We start from the raw sequence: 15,836 nt of genomic DNA, 5'->3' as shown, positions 1-15,836 counted from the left end.
TTTACGATGTAACGAAGGCTAGGAGCCTGTCCAGGTTTCAATTCACGCACCCCTAAAGGGTGCGACTCGAGCATTCTCTGCGTTCATCACATTATTCAAAATGGTTTCAATTCACGCACCCCTAAAGGGTGCGACTAATCAAAGTTTTTCAGAAAAACAAGTATCTGAGACGTTTCAATTCACGCACCCCTAAAGGGTGCGACCTCAGTAAAACTGTCGTAAGAAATAGGTGTAAAAGTTTCAATTCACGCACCCCTAAAGGGTGCGACTGCGGAGGCTATAGACTTGATAAATAGAGGTACTATAGCTCCATTTTTGCGAGAACAAATGTACTACAAAAAGGAGTGTACCCGAATAATGCTCGGTAATATGTTATAATCCTGAGAATCAAGAGTTGCGAATAGTAGAGGATTTTACTGATAGCATGAGGTTCGCAGTTGCTATATTAACAACTCTCCTTCAAAGTCGAAAGAGGTTTCCTTGCCAATCATTTTAATGTTATGTTTATAGTTCGATCCGAGTTGATAGATGCGCAAACTGTCGGAGGTATGATCTATATTAGAGGAGAGTTCTTGCTCTAATGAGACCATTTGAGCTGGGGTTACAAGGCATTCAAAAACTGAGTTTTGCACTCGTTGTCCATAATTCTTACAAATACGGGCAACTTTTCTAAGGCGTTTAGCTCCTTGTGGATCAGATGTTTGTACATCATAGGTTACTAGTACATACATATAGAGCAATGCTATTGGATGAGGAATACGGGATAATCTTCTAACTCTCCACGAACAGCTCTTGCTAATAGCATTGCCTGTGTATAAGGGAGTAATCCTAGAGGGATGCGTTCGTTGAGATAGGGATGAGTTATTTCTTCTTTTTTGCGCTTTTGCCAAAGTCCTATAAGGTCTTTGCGGGTCTCGTCCCTTAGTCTAATCTCTTCTTCCCCATATTCTATAAAGTCTGATGGGCGAACCTGTCTTTTATTAACTATGGATAAGACAAATCGATCTACCATATAAGCTCTCAACTCTTCCATTAAATCTAATGCAAGGCTTGGACGCCCTGGTCGATCTGTGTGCAAAAATCCCACATAGGGATCTAGCCCAACGGAGTTGAGAGCAGAGCGAACGTCGTGTGAGAGCATGGTGTAGAATAGAGATAGGAGCGTGTTTATAGCGTCTTTTGGAGGGCGTTTACTTCTTCCACTAAAGGAGAATTCTTTATTGAGAATCAAATGCTGAAATACACCAAAGTAAAGTTGGGCAGCGGTTCCCTCTACACCCATAACTTGAGCTCTTGAGCTACGTCGAGAAAGTGTTTGGATTAGAATCTTGAGTTGAGTTATAACCTCTTGTAGCCGAATAGAAACACTATCTTCGGGGCGGTGATCTCGTAGAAATCGAGCCAAAACAGATCTCTGATTGGCAATTTTCCCGGCTATGAATGCCGCAGCGTAGTGGGAAGACATCACTTCATCATCGGCATATCTAAACTGAGTGCGCCGGAGTAATACATTGCCACGTACCTCTCCCTCTAGACTCCCAATATACTGTCCCCGAGGTGTGTGAAATGAAAGTGTAACACCACAACGAGTGCACAGATTCATCAACCCGGGAGAGGCTCCGAGGTATGAAAAACTGATAATAGACTCTAAGTTGATGATTGGGATGCGAAAGCTCTCTTGGTCATCAATGCGTACCACCACATTTTCTCCATCCTTTTGTAGGTATGCATTGGGGCTTAATACATAGAGAGTATTCAGTAGTTTGCGCATAAGGTTATATTTAGAAGATTCTGTGTTTCTTGAAATATTCGGAGACGGAGGGGCATTGTGTTACCTGTGGGAGGCACAGGTCTTGGAGAGAACAGTTGCGACATGCTGTAATTGGAAAGGGGGAAATTGCCTTCCCCTGAGAAAAGGATTCGTGCATTTGCCTTGCGATCTCAGCTGTTTCTGCTCGGAGGTCTGAGGTTAATTCTACTTCAGATCGATGTTTCGTTTCCCCATAAAAGAGGTAGCCGAAAGGAATGTGTACACTGTACATCTCTTCTAGGCAGATGGCCTCTGCACAGAGTTGCAATTGATCTGCCTTTGTGTATCGTTTGGGAGCACCCCTTTTGTACTCTATGGGGGTAGGATGCCAATACCCAGGGTAGCGAGGATGAGTAAATCCTTCTTCTGGAGAGGCCGGTCTGAGTTCTACAGCATCAGCCACTCCATACAGCCCAAGGGTGGTAGAGGCGATGGGCATCGCTCGAAGCGTAATAGTTGTCCCCCGACGTTCGCTCTCATTGGGATCATTGACACGCTGGTGCATTTGTTGTCCCAGGGCTGTAAGGCGATTTTCTGCCCATGCCTGATCGACATGGATAAGCCACCACTGCCGGGGACAGAAAGCGAAATGCTGAATGCCCGAAAGCATCAGCATCTCGTCTTCTGTGTAGCGTGTTGTGGACATGCCGTCGAATTAGAATCTTTCTATAAGTTCAACGCCTTGGGGTAATTTTTCATGTTCTATCACGACTTCAAAATCTGAGAAACTGCGAGCCGGAGTAGAGCAATCTCGTTGCTTTACTTGTACACACTCCAATAGTTTGTGAGCAGGAGCATTGCCTAGGGCTGAGTCATGCTTAAAGATGATCAAACGTCTGGCAGCCATAAGTCCATGAGACGCTGATCGGTCGAAGTCAAACATTTTTTCCAGAGCTTGCCAAAGAAGTTCGAGATCCTCTTCACTAAATCCTGTTTCATTGGCTAAATGAGCCGAGATGAAGCCGTGGGCGCGATAGAGCGCATAGGGGACTGTTGATTTTCTTCCCATTGTCCTATTGTCTCCCTTTTGTTTTTTTGCTTCCTCTTCTGTTGCTACTGCCATACGAGTAATGGTATGTTCGCTTGCAACAATGGGGCTAATCGAACGGGCAAAAGTGAACTGAACGGCTCCTCGTACTTGTCCGGCATTTTTTTCCTTATCACCTGTAGACATTACGGCACCAAAGGTGCGTACGTCGTAATAGTTTGCACACATACGTGCCCGAGCTGCCTCTTTGGTGTTTTTGCCAGTGGCTTCGAACTCTTCTCCTATGATGTTGTTTAAGACGGCTCCTTCTCTGATGAAGATTTTATTTGTACCATCGTTTGATGGATTAGTGCTTGTAGCAATCTCTACATAGTTGCGTACCTTTCGTTTGAGGCATACATCTGTTACAAGTCCATGCCCGGTCTCGGGGTCTATTCGAGGCATGTTTCCTGCATCGGGGTCTCCATTGGGATTGCCATCACATACATCAAAAAGGTAAACGAAGTCGTACCTATTGTTTACTGCTGTCTTTTCCATATCTATTGTTATTTGGATTGTTGTTGATTTGTTTTGAGATTACTCTTCTAAATGGTCTTCTGTTTCTTCTTTTTTGCGCCAAGCTTCTACTCGTTGATGATAATAACCCACTGCAAAGATGCTTTGATCGTCTAGAGAGAAATGTGTTGGCATTTCGGGTGCTCCCCCGGGGATTAGATTATAAATCTCTTCTAGTTGTTTTTCCTTGAGAACAGCCAATCCGGGCTTTTCTTTTCTCAGTTTCGATAGATGTACTTTAGACAGAGCATCCAGGCGACCAAATATAGTGCGAGGTGTAGTAGAGGCGGTGCCATAGTAAGCATCTCGAATAGTTCTGTTCAGATTCCCTCCGAGAGCACATTGCTGGATGCTTTCGAATAGGGCAAATAATCTACCGGCTAAGTAAGCCTTGTTTGTTTGATTAGGGTCAAGTGACATAGTAATGTATTCTTGTTGTTTCTTTCTATTTATATATGCTTTTAGGATTGCAGCTCGTAGCTCTGTGATGCGATTGCCTCTTCTTATTCGCTCTAAGCAGGCTTGTTGTAGGCTTTGTGGGTAGGGCTTATTCTCCACAATGCTCTCGACGATACTTTGGATAAGATTAGAAGACCATTTGTCTGATTTATCCGAAGAAGAGACTGTCTTCACAATTTGATAGATAGAGCGTAGGGGTGGAGTCTCTGCATCTACATTGCCCTTTTCTGATATGATATTCATATCATACTGATGTTGTAAGGTGTTCCCGACAATCTCGGGGATGCTGCCTTCTGCCCATAGCTTGATAGATATACGTGCGGCATTGGGAGCTAATCCTAGTATATAGAAGCGACCATTGTCTTCATGTACTTTTCCACCGTTGTATCCACAAGCCGCCTTGAGAGTCTGTAATACTCTATAGCTCTCTCTGTCTGGGGCAATGGTGGAGGGGATATTTTTCTTTTTTCTGCGGCTTTTTTTCGATTTTTCTTCCTCCGGATTTTCTAAATCTAGGTTCTCTTCTTCCTCTTCAGACGAGCTAGATATGCCGTTGAATGTGGCCGTACGATAGCTCGAGAGGAGGTTTTCGTCCGCCAAATTGCTCCAGAATACAAAGGCTGTGTCTCCTACTCTATAATTTGTGTTCTTGTCCTTTGCAAGTAGATTGTTGAGGGCGGTTGCAATGGATTCTGCAGCGTGACCAGAGATGGGGGCATTAAAGCCTTGCTCCTTGCCGTAGGAGTCAAATCCGGAAGATTTCTGGAAGCTGATAAGAGAGGCTGTTGCTTGTGCACCGGCCAATTTGACCGAGGGGTGAAGGCGAGCTATCGTAGATTTTTCTCCCGTTACAAGGCATACACTAGTATTACTATTGTCTGTGTCTTTAGACTCAGCAGCTCTATTCATATAAGACTGTACATCTTGAATAGAGGCTACGAGTCGGTCATCTTCTAAGTCTCGGACTCGAAAACTTATATTGGCTCCCGTCGTTTTTTGAATGTCCTTTATGATAGTTTCATCTTCGATTAGGCGAAGGGCATGACCATCATGGTAAAATCGAGCTACGGCAGCGATGTGAGGGTTCTCTGGATATAGCTCCCTTAGTTCATCAACTTTTTTGATAAAGGATTCATTTTGCATTGGAGCGACCTGTTCTTCCTTCTCAGTGCCATCTTTGGATACTCCGAGCACATAGCCGAGATGATCCCACATGACTTGGGCTACTTGGAAGGCATTTTTGCCAGATCGGGTTGCTGATCGAGATACGAGAAAGGTCTTTTTCTTATTTTCAGAGTCCATGGTTTCTGTGACCTGTATAACCTCACCCTCAGGAGTCAGTTCTATGATAAAAGGAATTGCCTTCTTCTCCATCCCGGGAGGGGCAATATCGGCACCCACAGCATGCATCTGCTGGTAGTATTGATATAGAGCTTGTAGTATCATCGTAGTATTTTGTCGCTTAAAGGTTTGGGAATAGAAATAACGCCATGCTCCATTATTGCTTCGAAAAACATCGGTTGGGGAGATCGTGGGTTGCCTGCAAAGTCGAGGTCGTATAGCATATACCCTAAGTTACGACTCTCGGGGATGCCTTGCCCGTAGGGGGCATTGGGGATCCACTCAAAGGAGCAGGAAAATTCTCTACATCCTAGGTAGGGTTGTGTAAAGCACTGCCCCTGCTCGGCTCTTCGCTCAAAGATTTGCTGATACTTCATCGGATTTTCATGCTGTGGATCTGTAACCCTTGCTTTCTCCTCATCGGTTCGATCCCGAATGGGGATGAAGACCAGTTTAGCAAAGACGCGGTAAGCCACATCCCGTAGGATGTAAGCAGTCTTTTGCGTTCGATGCTCTTCGATCAGAAGGTGAGAAGCTCGGGGACTCATGGCACTTGCTACTTCGTTACGTCGGATGGAAAAACGCTTGATTGGGTTGAGTACTTCGATACGAGTTATCTCCCATCGTATGGCTGGCTTCCAGAAGATAGCTTGGAAGATATTGCGTGCCGCCGATGGCGTAATAACGTCGTAGCTTACACGTTCTACCTTCATCTCGGGGCGTGTGAAGCAGGCAAAGTCGCCCCGTAATTCTAAACAATATTCTTTATCTGTGTATTCCATATACTTGGTTTATATGGGTTTATATTATAACGATTTCGTCTGTCCAAATATCTTCGCACTTGAGCCCTCTTGCTTCGTCATAGCAAGGATACCCATAAGTTAGCACCCAAATAGGAAGCTGTCCTAACCGAACTTCTTTTAGCACGCCCTGACTATGTAATGTTTCAAAATCCTTTTTTCGAACTCCTACTCGGAGCTTTTGTAGGATGCGAAACTCTTTTCGATTGAGCAGGACCCTCTGGGATAGCTTAGAGATCAACTCTTCTCCCTCTTGTCCGTATGGCACGTATATGTCTGTAATGTCCTCGTTTTCGATGAGACGGAACTTCTTACTTGCTGTCTCAAAGTCCCATTCTAGATCCTGTTTGGCTTGGTAGCTCCATAGGTAATCCTCAATATGTCTTTTGTCGAAGCTATTGACTTGATTGCCGTAGTACTCTAAATAGTATTGGCGAATGAGCTCGGGGTCGTTTGGGTTGAGAACATCGTCTTTGATCTTCTTATAGATAAGGATGGAGGCTTGTTGCCCTTGCTTCGCCTCTCCCCAGGGCTTGCTCCCATCCTCAAGGTCGAAAATGTATACATCCCCTGAGCTTAGTCGCCCTTCTCGATTGCACCGTCCCCCTGCTTGGATAATGCTGTCTAGTCCGCTGTGAGCCCGGTAAACAACGGGAAAGTCTATATCAACGCCCGCTTCGATAAGCTGTGTGCTGATAACGATTATAGGAAGCCCTGCCGATAGGCGTTCCCTTATGTAAGCGATTTGTTTACGGATATGTAACGAGCACATCATGCGAGAGAGGTGGACAATCTCCTCTTTATTGCGTCCTAGTGCAACTACTTCGTCATATAGTTTCCCTGCATCAGCCCGTGTATTGGTGATACATAGTGCAGTACGCTGCTGGTGCAACTCTTTGGCTAGGATAGCTATCTTTTTCTTCTCTTTAAATGTATGGTACCGCACTCGTTCGAAAGCAGAGAATAACTCCTTGTCGTAGAGTACAACATCTTCTATCTCAATTTGTATAGAATAGAAGTTGCTTGATTCTCTCCCTGCCACCTCAAATGATTGCGTAAATACGGGCTGCGTTGCGGTACAGAGAAGAATATTGGCATTGAAACAGAGTGAGAGGCTTTCGACAGCCCGAAGCATTGGATTGAGGAGTGCGGATGGAAACATCTGTACTTCATCGAAGACGATCACCGAATTGCAGATGTTATGCAGTTTGCGACAACGACTTGTTCGGCTAGCATAGAGGGATTCGAACATTTGTACATTGGTGGTAATGATGATCGGGGCATCCCAATTTTCTGTGAGTAGTTTCCATCTATCATATTCTTCGTTGTCTCCCATATCCAACTCGCTGTGGTGCTCTAATACATACTCTTCTCCGAAAATTTGTTTGAATATTTCGGCTGTTTGGGTGATGATAGAGGTATAGGGAATGACATAGATAATCCGTGATGAATCATTGCGTATTGCCGATTCAAGAGCCCATGCCATGGAAGATAAAGTCTTCCCTCCTCCGGTGGGGAGGAATAGAGAATAGATGCTAGGATCGTGAGAACTCCCATGGATTCTGCATTTTTGTAGGAACTCTGCTCGTGCATGGTTGAGCGGAGAGTCTTTGGCAAAGCTATCAGTCTTTTCTTTAAGTCTATCTCTTAATGTGCTCCATGAGACATCTATTTTTTTAGATTCATTCCTTAGTAGGGCTTTTTCTTTGTTCATGAAGGCCTCTGTATCAAGGTGGTCTGCATCTATCAGAGCCGAGAAGAGCATTCGTACGAAAAAAGGCCTGTCTTCCTCTTCGATCTCCATGATATTGGGGAGTGTCCCTAGCTGAGCAATCCTTTTCTCCAAGTCTGTGGCTGCTTGGGGTGCGTTTCGTAGCATGTCTTGGTAATAGGCCTTATTGTCCGCAGTCTTGAGCGCATTCTCTAATTCGGCACTATCGTATAGTCCCCGATGGTGTCCTCCAATACAATAAGCGAGAATTTGGGCAAGAGTCTTGTTCCTATCTTTGAATAGCGAGTGTGCATGGATGGCTCCGGCCATACTGTGTGGGGCTCGGGCAGGTCCCTGATCCGCTAGCCCTGAGGAGTGTCGTATATACCTTTGGAAGCTCTTTTGGTATTTCCCATGGTCGTGGAGCAATCCCAATAGTGTGCCTACATTGCCCCATTTTGGATCTATTTGGGTACAAAATTTACTACATCTTCGAGCTACCTCTTCAGCATGATTCCCTAGGGGTTGTATCTTCCCCTCCATGTCCACATGCGCGATAAAACCAAGTGAGTCCACCATGTTGTACTTAATAATCTAAAAATTCGCCCTAAATAGGATATACAAATGTAGTCAAAAAATTTCCTTTTTCAGCCTGTAAAATAAAAAAGAATAGGGTGGTTTTGCGGGGAGATATAGGCTGATTTTGAAAAGAAAATCAGGCAGGGAAATGTTGCACTGTACCCTACAAAATGTGCGAGTTTACCCCTGTAGGGGCAAAAAGAGAAGGTCTCTACGTAAAAATTTCTATCTTTGCATCCCATGGAGACCCTATCGGTACATATATTGGGTTGTGGTTCTGCTCTCCCAACCACGAAGCACAATCCTTCCGCTCAGGCACTTACCCTTAGAGGTAAGGTCTATTTGGTGGACTGTGGCGAGGGCACCCAGCTCCAGATTCGCCGGCAAGGTCTTCACTTTGGACGCATTCACACTATTTTCATATCTCATCTCCACGGTGACCATTGCTTTGGTTTGCCGGGGTTGCTTTCGACCCTCTCTATGCTTGGGCGGACGGGGGAGTTGCACATCCACGGACCGGAGGGGCTTACGGAGTATATTGATGCCCACCGCAAGAGCTTCCTTGCCGAGTGCAGTTACGAGATTATTACGCACGAACACGACTACCGCAAGAGCGAGGTGATACACGAAGATCCTTCGCTGTGCGTTCGCTCTCTACCCTTGAGTCACCGCATCCCTACAATGGGGTTCCTATTCGAAGAGCGTTGTGCCGCTCGCCATTTGGATAAGCCTGCTGTGGATTTCTACCAAGTCCCCCGCTGTTGCTACCCTGCCATTTTACTTGGGGAGTCTTATACAGCGCAGGATGGTAGCATCATCCCTAACAATAGACTCACTAAACCGGGACGCATCCCCCGCCGCTATGCTTATTGTAGCGATACGGAGTATTTCCCTGATTTGATAGAGCAGGTGCGTGGGGTTGATCTCCTCTACCATGAGGCTACTTTTGGTGAGGATTTGCGTGCGCGCCTTGCTACTACTGCGCATAGTACTGCGCGAGATGCCGCCACTATTGCTCTCAAAGCGGAGGTTAAACGCCTTTTAATTGGGCATTATTCTTCTAGATACACCGATGTAACTCCCCTCTTGGACGAAGCACGTAGTGTTTTCCCAAATACAACAGCCGCCCAAGAGGGGTTGATTATTCACCTATAATAAAAGATGTATGATTAACCTACAAAATGCTGTATGTCGCTCGGTACGAAGAGGATATATCCTCTTTGTCCTCGTTGCGCTTACTTCTATTTGCTCCTCATGTGGAGCGAAGGCGAGGGCTTCGCGCTCTTCGTTCTCTTCGGATGACGCAGTTGCTGTCTACGATGCTAATGGCAAGCTGCTCGCTCACCCCGACTGCCCCGCCTATGCGGTACATGAAGTGGCTCCCACGGGCGATCTTGTACAAGATCTTATCACGCTAGGTCGGAAGTTCTTGGGAAAACCCTATCGCTATCGTGGTTCGTTGCCTTGGGCAATGGACTGCTCGGGTTATGTGCGCTATCTCTTTTCTTGTTTTGGTGTCATTCTGAGTGGTTCCTCTGCAGACCTTGCTAAGGTAACAAGGACAGTACAGAATCCACGTCCGGGAGACCTTCTCTTCTTCAAAGGACGCAATAGGCGGAGTGATCGTATTGGGCATGTTGCTCTGGTTGTAAAGGTGCAAGGCTCTCGCATCACTATGATGCATAGCACCAATTCTCGAGGAATCGTACAAGAAGAATTGCAATCTAGCGCCTATTTCTCCTCTCGTTACATTCGTGCCGGACGGGTTCCCTACCTAGAGCGTACGTATTCGGCAGCCTACAGAGAAGAAGACGAAAAGGCACAAGAGAAACTCCTCCCCATTCCTGCTCAAGCGCTGGCTTGGCAAGCTCCAAATCTTTTTAGCACCTCTTTCTTTGGTTGCGTAGAAGACTAAAGTCCCCCCCCCCCTCGAGAGAAGGGTTTTTGACAAAGGGGAATCCTCCGATGCTACGCTGGTTAGTTCGGGGGATTCTCTTTTTTGTTGTCCAATGCTCGTATCGTAAAGATGGTAAATACTAGGTCTGGTATTAATAGGAACGGCATCGCAAATATCGGTGCCCATGGCAGGTCGTAGTCATGCTGATTCGGATTTTTGTTGTACTTTCGCGAGGAGAGTAGCAGACTAAAAGGATAGCCTGCTCGCTAAACAATGATAAGGAAGAAACACAAAAGAAGAAACACACATATACTATGTGCGGAATCGTTGGATATATAGGGAAACAAGAGGCATTCCCCATTCTAATAAAGGGGCTCAAACGGCTTGAATATAGAGGGTACGATAGTGCAGGGGTTGCCTTGCAGCACGCCTCGGGAGATATTGTCGTATGTAAAACAAAGGGAAAAGTAATCAATCTAGAGAGTTGTGCTCAGGGCAAGGATTTGAGTGGGTCTTTAGGGATTGCTCACACTCGTTGGGCTACGCACGGAGAGCCCTCGGAGCGAAATGCCCATCCCCATTACTCAGAGAGTGGCGAAATAGCCCTTGTACATAATGGCATTATAGAGAATTATAGAGAGCTTAAACGCTCCCTCTCTGCCGAGGGGTATACCTTCCAAAGTGATACGGATACAGAGGTGCTCGTACAACTTATAGAGTATACCAAGAAAAGGTACAACCTCTCGCTCTTCCGTGCCGTGCAGAAAGCCTTGGGCAATGTGATCGGAGCCTACGCTATTGCGGTAATTGATAAAAACGAACCTCATTGCCTTGTTGCCACTCGCAAAAGCAGTCCGTTGGCAATTGGTGTTGGGGATGATAATAAGGAGTTCTTTTTGGCTTCGGATCCCACACCTATGATAGAGTATACACGCGATATTATATTTGTAGAGGATGGAGGTATTGTGGAGCTTATCCCCGGTAAGGCTCCCTATATGGAAACGCTTTCGAACCAAGTGATAGAGCCTAAGATTAGCAATGTCACCATGGATCTTGGGATGATTGAGAAGGAGGGATACCCCCACTTCATGATCAAAGAGATACTAGATCAACCCCGTGTGCTATGCGATTGTATGAGGGGGAGAGTCAATCCGGATCTTAAGGATGTAATCCTATCTGCTATGGTGGATCATCGCGACCGCCTACTCTCGGCAGAGCGTATTATTATAGTGGGGTGTGGGACCTCTTGGCATGCAGGCCTCATAGGTAAGCAGCTTATTGAGAGCTTGGCACGTATCCCTGTTGAGGTTGAGTATTCATCTGAATTCCGCTATCGTAATCCCATTATTCGCCCCTCTGATGTAGTTATAGCTATGTCTCAGTCGGGAGAGACCGCGGATACTCTTGCTGCCATCCAGTTGGCAAAAGAGAAGGGGGCCTTTATCTATGGTATCTGTAATTCGGTAGGATCGTCCATTGCACGTGCTACAGACTCTGGGACGTATATCCACGTAGGTCCCGAGATTGGTGTTGCTTCTACCAAGGCTTTTACGGGGCAGGTCACTGTGCTTGCCCTCCTGGCTCTTTGTCTCGGACGCGAAAAAGGCTCTTTGGCTACGGAGCGTTATACACAAATTATAGACGATTTGCTCATTCTCCCTGAGAAAATAGAAAAGATTTTTGAGCAAAAGGAGCGTATTGAGCAGCTATCAACTCGCTTTACTTACGCCCATAACTTTATCTATCTAGGGCGAGGAATTAACTATCCCGTAGCTCTAGAGGGAGCACTCAAACTCAAGGAAATCTCCTACATCCATGCAGAGGGCTATCCTGCCGCAGAGATGAAGCATGGTCCTATTGCCCTGATTGACGAAGAGATGCCGATTGTGGTAATTGCTACTCGCGACAAGATTTACGAGAAGGTAGTGAGCAATATCCAAGAGATAAAGGCGCGAAAGGGACGTATCATTGCGATTGTAAATGAGGGAGACACTCAGGTGGCTAATATGGTCGACTATGTGATAGAGATACCGGAGATAGCACCCGAATTAGAACCTCTCCTTACTGTGGTACCTCTGCAACTTCTCTCTTATTATATTGCTGTGTGCAAGGGAAAAGATGTAGACCAACCACGCAATTTGGCAAAGTCGGTAACTGTAGAATAACTAAGATATAGTAAAAAGAAAATTATGGATAATCAGAATCTGACCCCTCCTCCTTATCGTGAGGATGTGGTTTCTCAAGCACCGGAAGTGATTGTGGAGACGGCGGATGTCGCCAAACTTTTCACCAAGGTGTTCTATTGGATGGCTGGGGCTCTAGGGCTAACCGCTCTCACGGCTTTCCTTGTTTATAGTTCCGAGTCAATGATGATGACCATTCTTATGAATCGTTGGCTTATGTGGGGGCTTTTTATTGCAGAGCTTGGTCTCGTTATGGGGCTTTCTGCTGCAATTCACAAGGTATCGTTCTCTACGGCAGTGCTCATGATGGCAGTTTATTCGGTACTTAATGGGGTGACGTTGAGTGTTATATTCCTTGTCTACACTTATTCTTCCATTGCGATGGCTTTTGTCATATCGGCAGGGATGTTTGCTGTAATGGCTATTGTCGGTACGGTAACAAAACGCGATCTTTCCTCGTGGAGGAGCATACTTCTCATGGCTCTCGTTGGTCTCATAATTGCCTCGGTGGTCAATCTATTTTTGCATTCATCGACAATGGAGTGGATTATTTCCCTTGTGGGGGTTGTCCTCTTTGCCATTCTTACGGTGTACGATACACAGAAGATCCGTCGATTACTTATAGAAAAGAATGGTCTTGTTTCGGAGGAGGGAATGCACAAAATAGCTCTCTTAGGTTCATTAGAGCTATACCTAGACTTTATCAATATATTCCTCTTTGTTCTTCGTCTGTTGGGCGGGAATAGACGATAATTGAGCTATATACTTATCGCCTCTTGCCTTCGTGGAGAGCCCGGAAGCGGGAGGCGATAATTTCCTTTCTTTCTATATCTATCTTGGAATCAACATCGCATGTAAAATACAAATTAATCAACCCAATAGAAAAACACTCGTTATGTTAGGAAATTTATTCTCTACGTTTCGCCCCAATGGGGGAGGCCAGGGATTTTCTCCCTTTGGTCTGATGAGAGGGATGACGCCACAACCCCCGGAGCAAGATAAGCGCCCTAGCTATCCTCCTCTCAATCCTAAAACCATCTATACAAAGATATTTCTATGGATGGCAGCAGGGCTTGCTCTCTCCACCATTGCGGGGTTTGCTTTGGCTGCGGTGCTCAGTCCCGCCAGTCTGATAGAGTCTTTGACGTCTGATGGTGCTGTGCCTACGTTTCGTTTTATGTGGTTTATGCCCATCTTTGTGCTTCTACAACTTGTGCTGGGGATAGGCTGTTCCTTTTTCTTTTACAAGATGAATTATGGTATGCTAATCATATTTTTCGTCTTGTATAGCTTGGCTAATGGGATGACCCTCTCCTCTATTTTTATCGGTTATGATGCCTTTTCCATCATCGCTGCATTGGGGATAACGGCAGTTATGTTTGGAGCTATGTGCCTCATTGGCTTGCTAACCAAACGAGACCTCTCTTCGCTAGGAAGTATTGTGATAATGGCATCTATCGGCTTTGTGATTGCCTCTATTGTAGGTATGTTTGCTACCCATCCTCTAGTTACGTGGATCACTTCTCTTGTTGGAGTCGTTCTCTTTTCCGGAATGACGATTTTTAGTATCAATGGGATCAAAACCACGCTTGAGCGAAACAATGGGCATATGTCTGAGCAAGATGCAAATAAGTTTGTGCTTCAGTCCGCTTTCCATCTCTATCTTGATATTATCAATCTCTTCATTACGTTGATTCAACTTTTTTCACGAAGAGATTCGCTTCGATATTAAGACTAGCCCTAGTGACTTCTTCCTAATGAAGAGGGAAGGAGCTGCTAGGGCTTTTTCTTCTTCCTTGCTTCCATAGCCGTACAGCTTTCGGATTTGTGTGTATAGCTTGAGGTTTTGGAGAAGTGTTGTCCCCAAAGATGAAGTCGCACCCCATACTTGTGGAGTGCGGCTTTTTTATGTTTCGGTCTCAATGTTCTTGGTCCTCTACCTTGAGGACATCTCCTTTAGAAGCCCTCTCTACTCCGGTTGAGAAGAGGGATTTGCGTCATTTGAGAAAGTGTTGTTTATATCGTACCTTTGCAATCCAGTTTTGTTTAGCATCTAGCCAATATATAAAGAGATTATGCGTAAGAGCGTTCTTGCCCTAACCCTTACTGCCGGACTTGCATGGGGAGCTTCGGCACAACAATTGGAAACGATTTATGAGTCGCTTCATCGCCCTATGACTTATCAAGAGTGTGTAGAGCGCAGTGTGTCTTTCGACAGTAATGTAGGACGGCAAAAGGTTGATAGCGCCCAACGGCGTCTTGCTTATGATACGGCAAGAAGCCTCTACTTACCCAAGGTACAGGCCTCTATCAAGGAGGATTGGGAGTATGGAAGAAGTCAGGATAATACGGGGGCTTTCGGTCCACGGTCAAGTGCAAATACCACTTTTGATCTCTCTGCTTCGTACGAGCTCTTCTCGGGCTTGCGTCGTCCGCGTATGGTAAAGGCGGCTCGGTTGGATGAGCAGAATAGCGACGCGATGTTGGCGACTCTCCGCGAGCGAGCCGAGTTGCGTGTAATGGGCTTCTTCTACAAATATCTATTGGAGCAGAATATCATTAAGGCTATTCAACAGCATCTTTCGGGATTAGAAGAGTTGCAAGAGCGAGCCATGCTCCTTGTGAAGGAGGGGAAGTATCCCTCTAGTCGACTGGATGAGCTGGCTACGCTGATTGAGACGGAGCGAGGTCTTCTCTATGAAGCTGAGAGTCAGTGTGCCATGACGCGAGTTGATCTCTCTGTTTGTGTTGAGTACTATGGTGAGGCTCCGATACAATTAGTGGCTCCGGATCTCCCTGTTCTTGTGCGGAATGCGCGCTCAGAACTTTTACCTCCGGAGGCTATTTATCGTCATGCTTTAGCCCATCGACCCGACCTCAAAGCGGCTGATCTTGGAATCGCTGCTGCCGAAGAAAAGATCCGTTCCGCTCGATCGGGATATATTCCCTCCCTTAGTATAAATGCAGGGTATGGCAATGGTTACTTTCGTGTGCTACAGCAGGCGAATAAGTCCTTTGGTGATCAGCTCCGAGAGAATGGTCGCTTTTATGTGGGATTCTCCATTTCTTTGCCCATCTTCGATGCTCTAAATACCGCTCATGCGGTGCGTCGGGCAAAAATAGATCTGCATTCCGCACAACTTGATAAGATTGATGCCGATCTCGGACTTTACAAAGATATTTTCAAGGCGCACGCTAATGCTGTTGCCGCAGAGCGCAAAATCTCATCTACGGCTCTTGCTGTTGGGGCTGCTGAACGTGCTTCGCAGTTTGCGAGGAAGCAATTTATTGAAGGAAAAGCTTCAGCATACGAATTGGAGCAGGCAGAGGAGCGATGGATTTTAGCACAACGAGAAGCGCTTGCCGCGCAATACGACTTCGTTTACAAAGCGGGAGTTTTGGCTCTATACGGCCGCTAATTGGAGTTTTTCTCCTCTCTGTGCAAGAAAAAATCTTCTGTAAGTTGCTGATTGGTAGCGATGCAACAATTATTAACTCGCAGGGGTAGGAAAT

Annotated in this window: 13 protein-coding genes; 6 read left to right on the top strand and 7 right to left on the bottom strand. The window is 45.9% G+C overall.

What is annotated here, in order from left to right; all coding sequences use genetic code 11:
- Positions 1–440: 440 nt before the first annotated feature.
- From cas2 to POREN0001_RS05500, 7 genes are read right to left on the bottom strand one after another with little or no spacing between them, the layout of a single operon-like run.
- Positions 441–731, bottom strand: coding sequence for a CRISPR-associated endonuclease Cas2 (gene cas2 / locus POREN0001_RS05530; RefSeq protein ID WP_004333870.1), 291 nt, complete (start codon positions 729–731; stop codon positions 441–443).
- Between the two features lie 11 nt (positions 732–742).
- Positions 743–1,771, bottom strand: coding sequence for a type I-C CRISPR-associated endonuclease Cas1c (cas1c, locus tag POREN0001_RS05525; RefSeq protein ID WP_004333874.1), 1,029 nt, complete (start codon positions 1,769–1,771; stop codon positions 743–745).
- Between the two features lie 10 nt (positions 1,772–1,781).
- Positions 1,782–2,456 carry a CRISPR-associated protein Cas4 gene (cas4, locus tag POREN0001_RS05520; RefSeq protein ID WP_004333875.1) on the bottom strand — a complete coding sequence of 225 codons (675 nt, stop codon included), beginning with the start codon at positions 2,454–2,456 and terminating at the stop codon, positions 1,782–1,784.
- 9 nt (positions 2,457–2,465) lie between these two features.
- Positions 2,466–3,335 carry a type I-C CRISPR-associated protein Cas7/Csd2 gene (gene cas7c / locus POREN0001_RS05515; protein ID WP_004333878.1) on the bottom strand — a complete coding sequence of 290 codons (870 nt, stop codon included), beginning with the start codon at positions 3,333–3,335 and terminating at the stop codon, positions 2,466–2,468.
- 39 nt (positions 3,336–3,374) lie between these two features.
- On the bottom strand, positions 3,375–5,258 hold the full coding sequence (gene cas8c / locus POREN0001_RS05510) for a type I-C CRISPR-associated protein Cas8c/Csd1 (RefSeq protein ID WP_004333880.1): 1,884 nt from the start codon (positions 5,256–5,258) through the stop codon (positions 3,375–3,377).
- Positions 5,255–5,935 (bottom strand): type I-C CRISPR-associated protein Cas5c, encoded by a 681-nt coding sequence (gene cas5c, locus POREN0001_RS05505; RefSeq protein ID WP_004333868.1) that lies wholly within the window; start codon positions 5,933–5,935, stop codon positions 5,255–5,257. The genes cas8c and cas5c overlap by 4 nt, the downstream gene beginning before the upstream one ends.
- Positions 5,936–5,954: 19 nt before the next feature.
- Positions 5,955–8,243, bottom strand: a complete 2,289-nt coding sequence (locus POREN0001_RS05500) for a CRISPR-associated helicase/endonuclease Cas3 (protein WP_040580880.1) — start codon at positions 8,241–8,243, stop codon at positions 5,955–5,957.
- Positions 8,244–8,483: 240 nt separating this feature from the next.
- Between POREN0001_RS05500 and POREN0001_RS05495 the strand changes: the two genes are divergently transcribed.
- The 6 genes from POREN0001_RS05495 (at position 8,484) to POREN0001_RS05470 (ending at position 15,742) form a co-directional block, all read left to right on the top strand.
- Complete coding sequence (locus POREN0001_RS05495) at positions 8,484–9,398, top strand: ribonuclease Z (RefSeq protein WP_040580877.1); 915 nt, start codon at positions 8,484–8,486, stop codon at positions 9,396–9,398.
- A gap of 10 nt (positions 9,399–9,408) precedes the next feature.
- A complete protein-coding gene (locus POREN0001_RS05490; protein WP_004333869.1) occupies positions 9,409–10,158 on the top strand; it encodes a C40 family peptidase in 750 nt (249 codons plus the stop codon).
- 296 nt (positions 10,159–10,454) lie between these two features.
- Positions 10,455–12,305: a glutamine--fructose-6-phosphate transaminase (isomerizing) gene (gene glmS / locus POREN0001_RS05485; protein WP_004333871.1), complete on the top strand. Its 1,851-nt coding sequence runs from the start codon at positions 10,455–10,457 to the stop codon at positions 12,303–12,305.
- A gap of 24 nt (positions 12,306–12,329) precedes the next feature.
- Positions 12,330–13,076: a Bax inhibitor-1/YccA family protein gene (locus tag POREN0001_RS05480; RefSeq protein ID WP_004333877.1), complete on the top strand. Its 747-nt coding sequence runs from the start codon at positions 12,330–12,332 to the stop codon at positions 13,074–13,076.
- A gap of 142 nt (positions 13,077–13,218) precedes the next feature.
- Complete coding sequence (locus POREN0001_RS05475) at positions 13,219–14,055, top strand: Bax inhibitor-1/YccA family protein (protein ID WP_004333873.1); 837 nt, start codon at positions 13,219–13,221, stop codon at positions 14,053–14,055.
- A gap of 343 nt (positions 14,056–14,398) precedes the next feature.
- Positions 14,399–15,742, top strand: coding sequence for a TolC family protein (locus tag POREN0001_RS05470; protein WP_004333867.1), 1,344 nt, complete (start codon positions 14,399–14,401; stop codon positions 15,740–15,742).
- The last annotated feature ends 94 nt before the right edge of the window (positions 15,743–15,836 follow it).

Origin of the sequence: Porphyromonas endodontalis ATCC 35406 (assembly GCF_000174815.1) — a bacterium.
Classification (GTDB): Bacteria; Bacteroidota; Bacteroidia; order Bacteroidales; family Porphyromonadaceae; genus Porphyromonas; species Porphyromonas endodontalis.
Note: the sequence above shows the minus strand (reverse complement) of the source record. Positions and strands in the feature narration are given on the sequence as shown.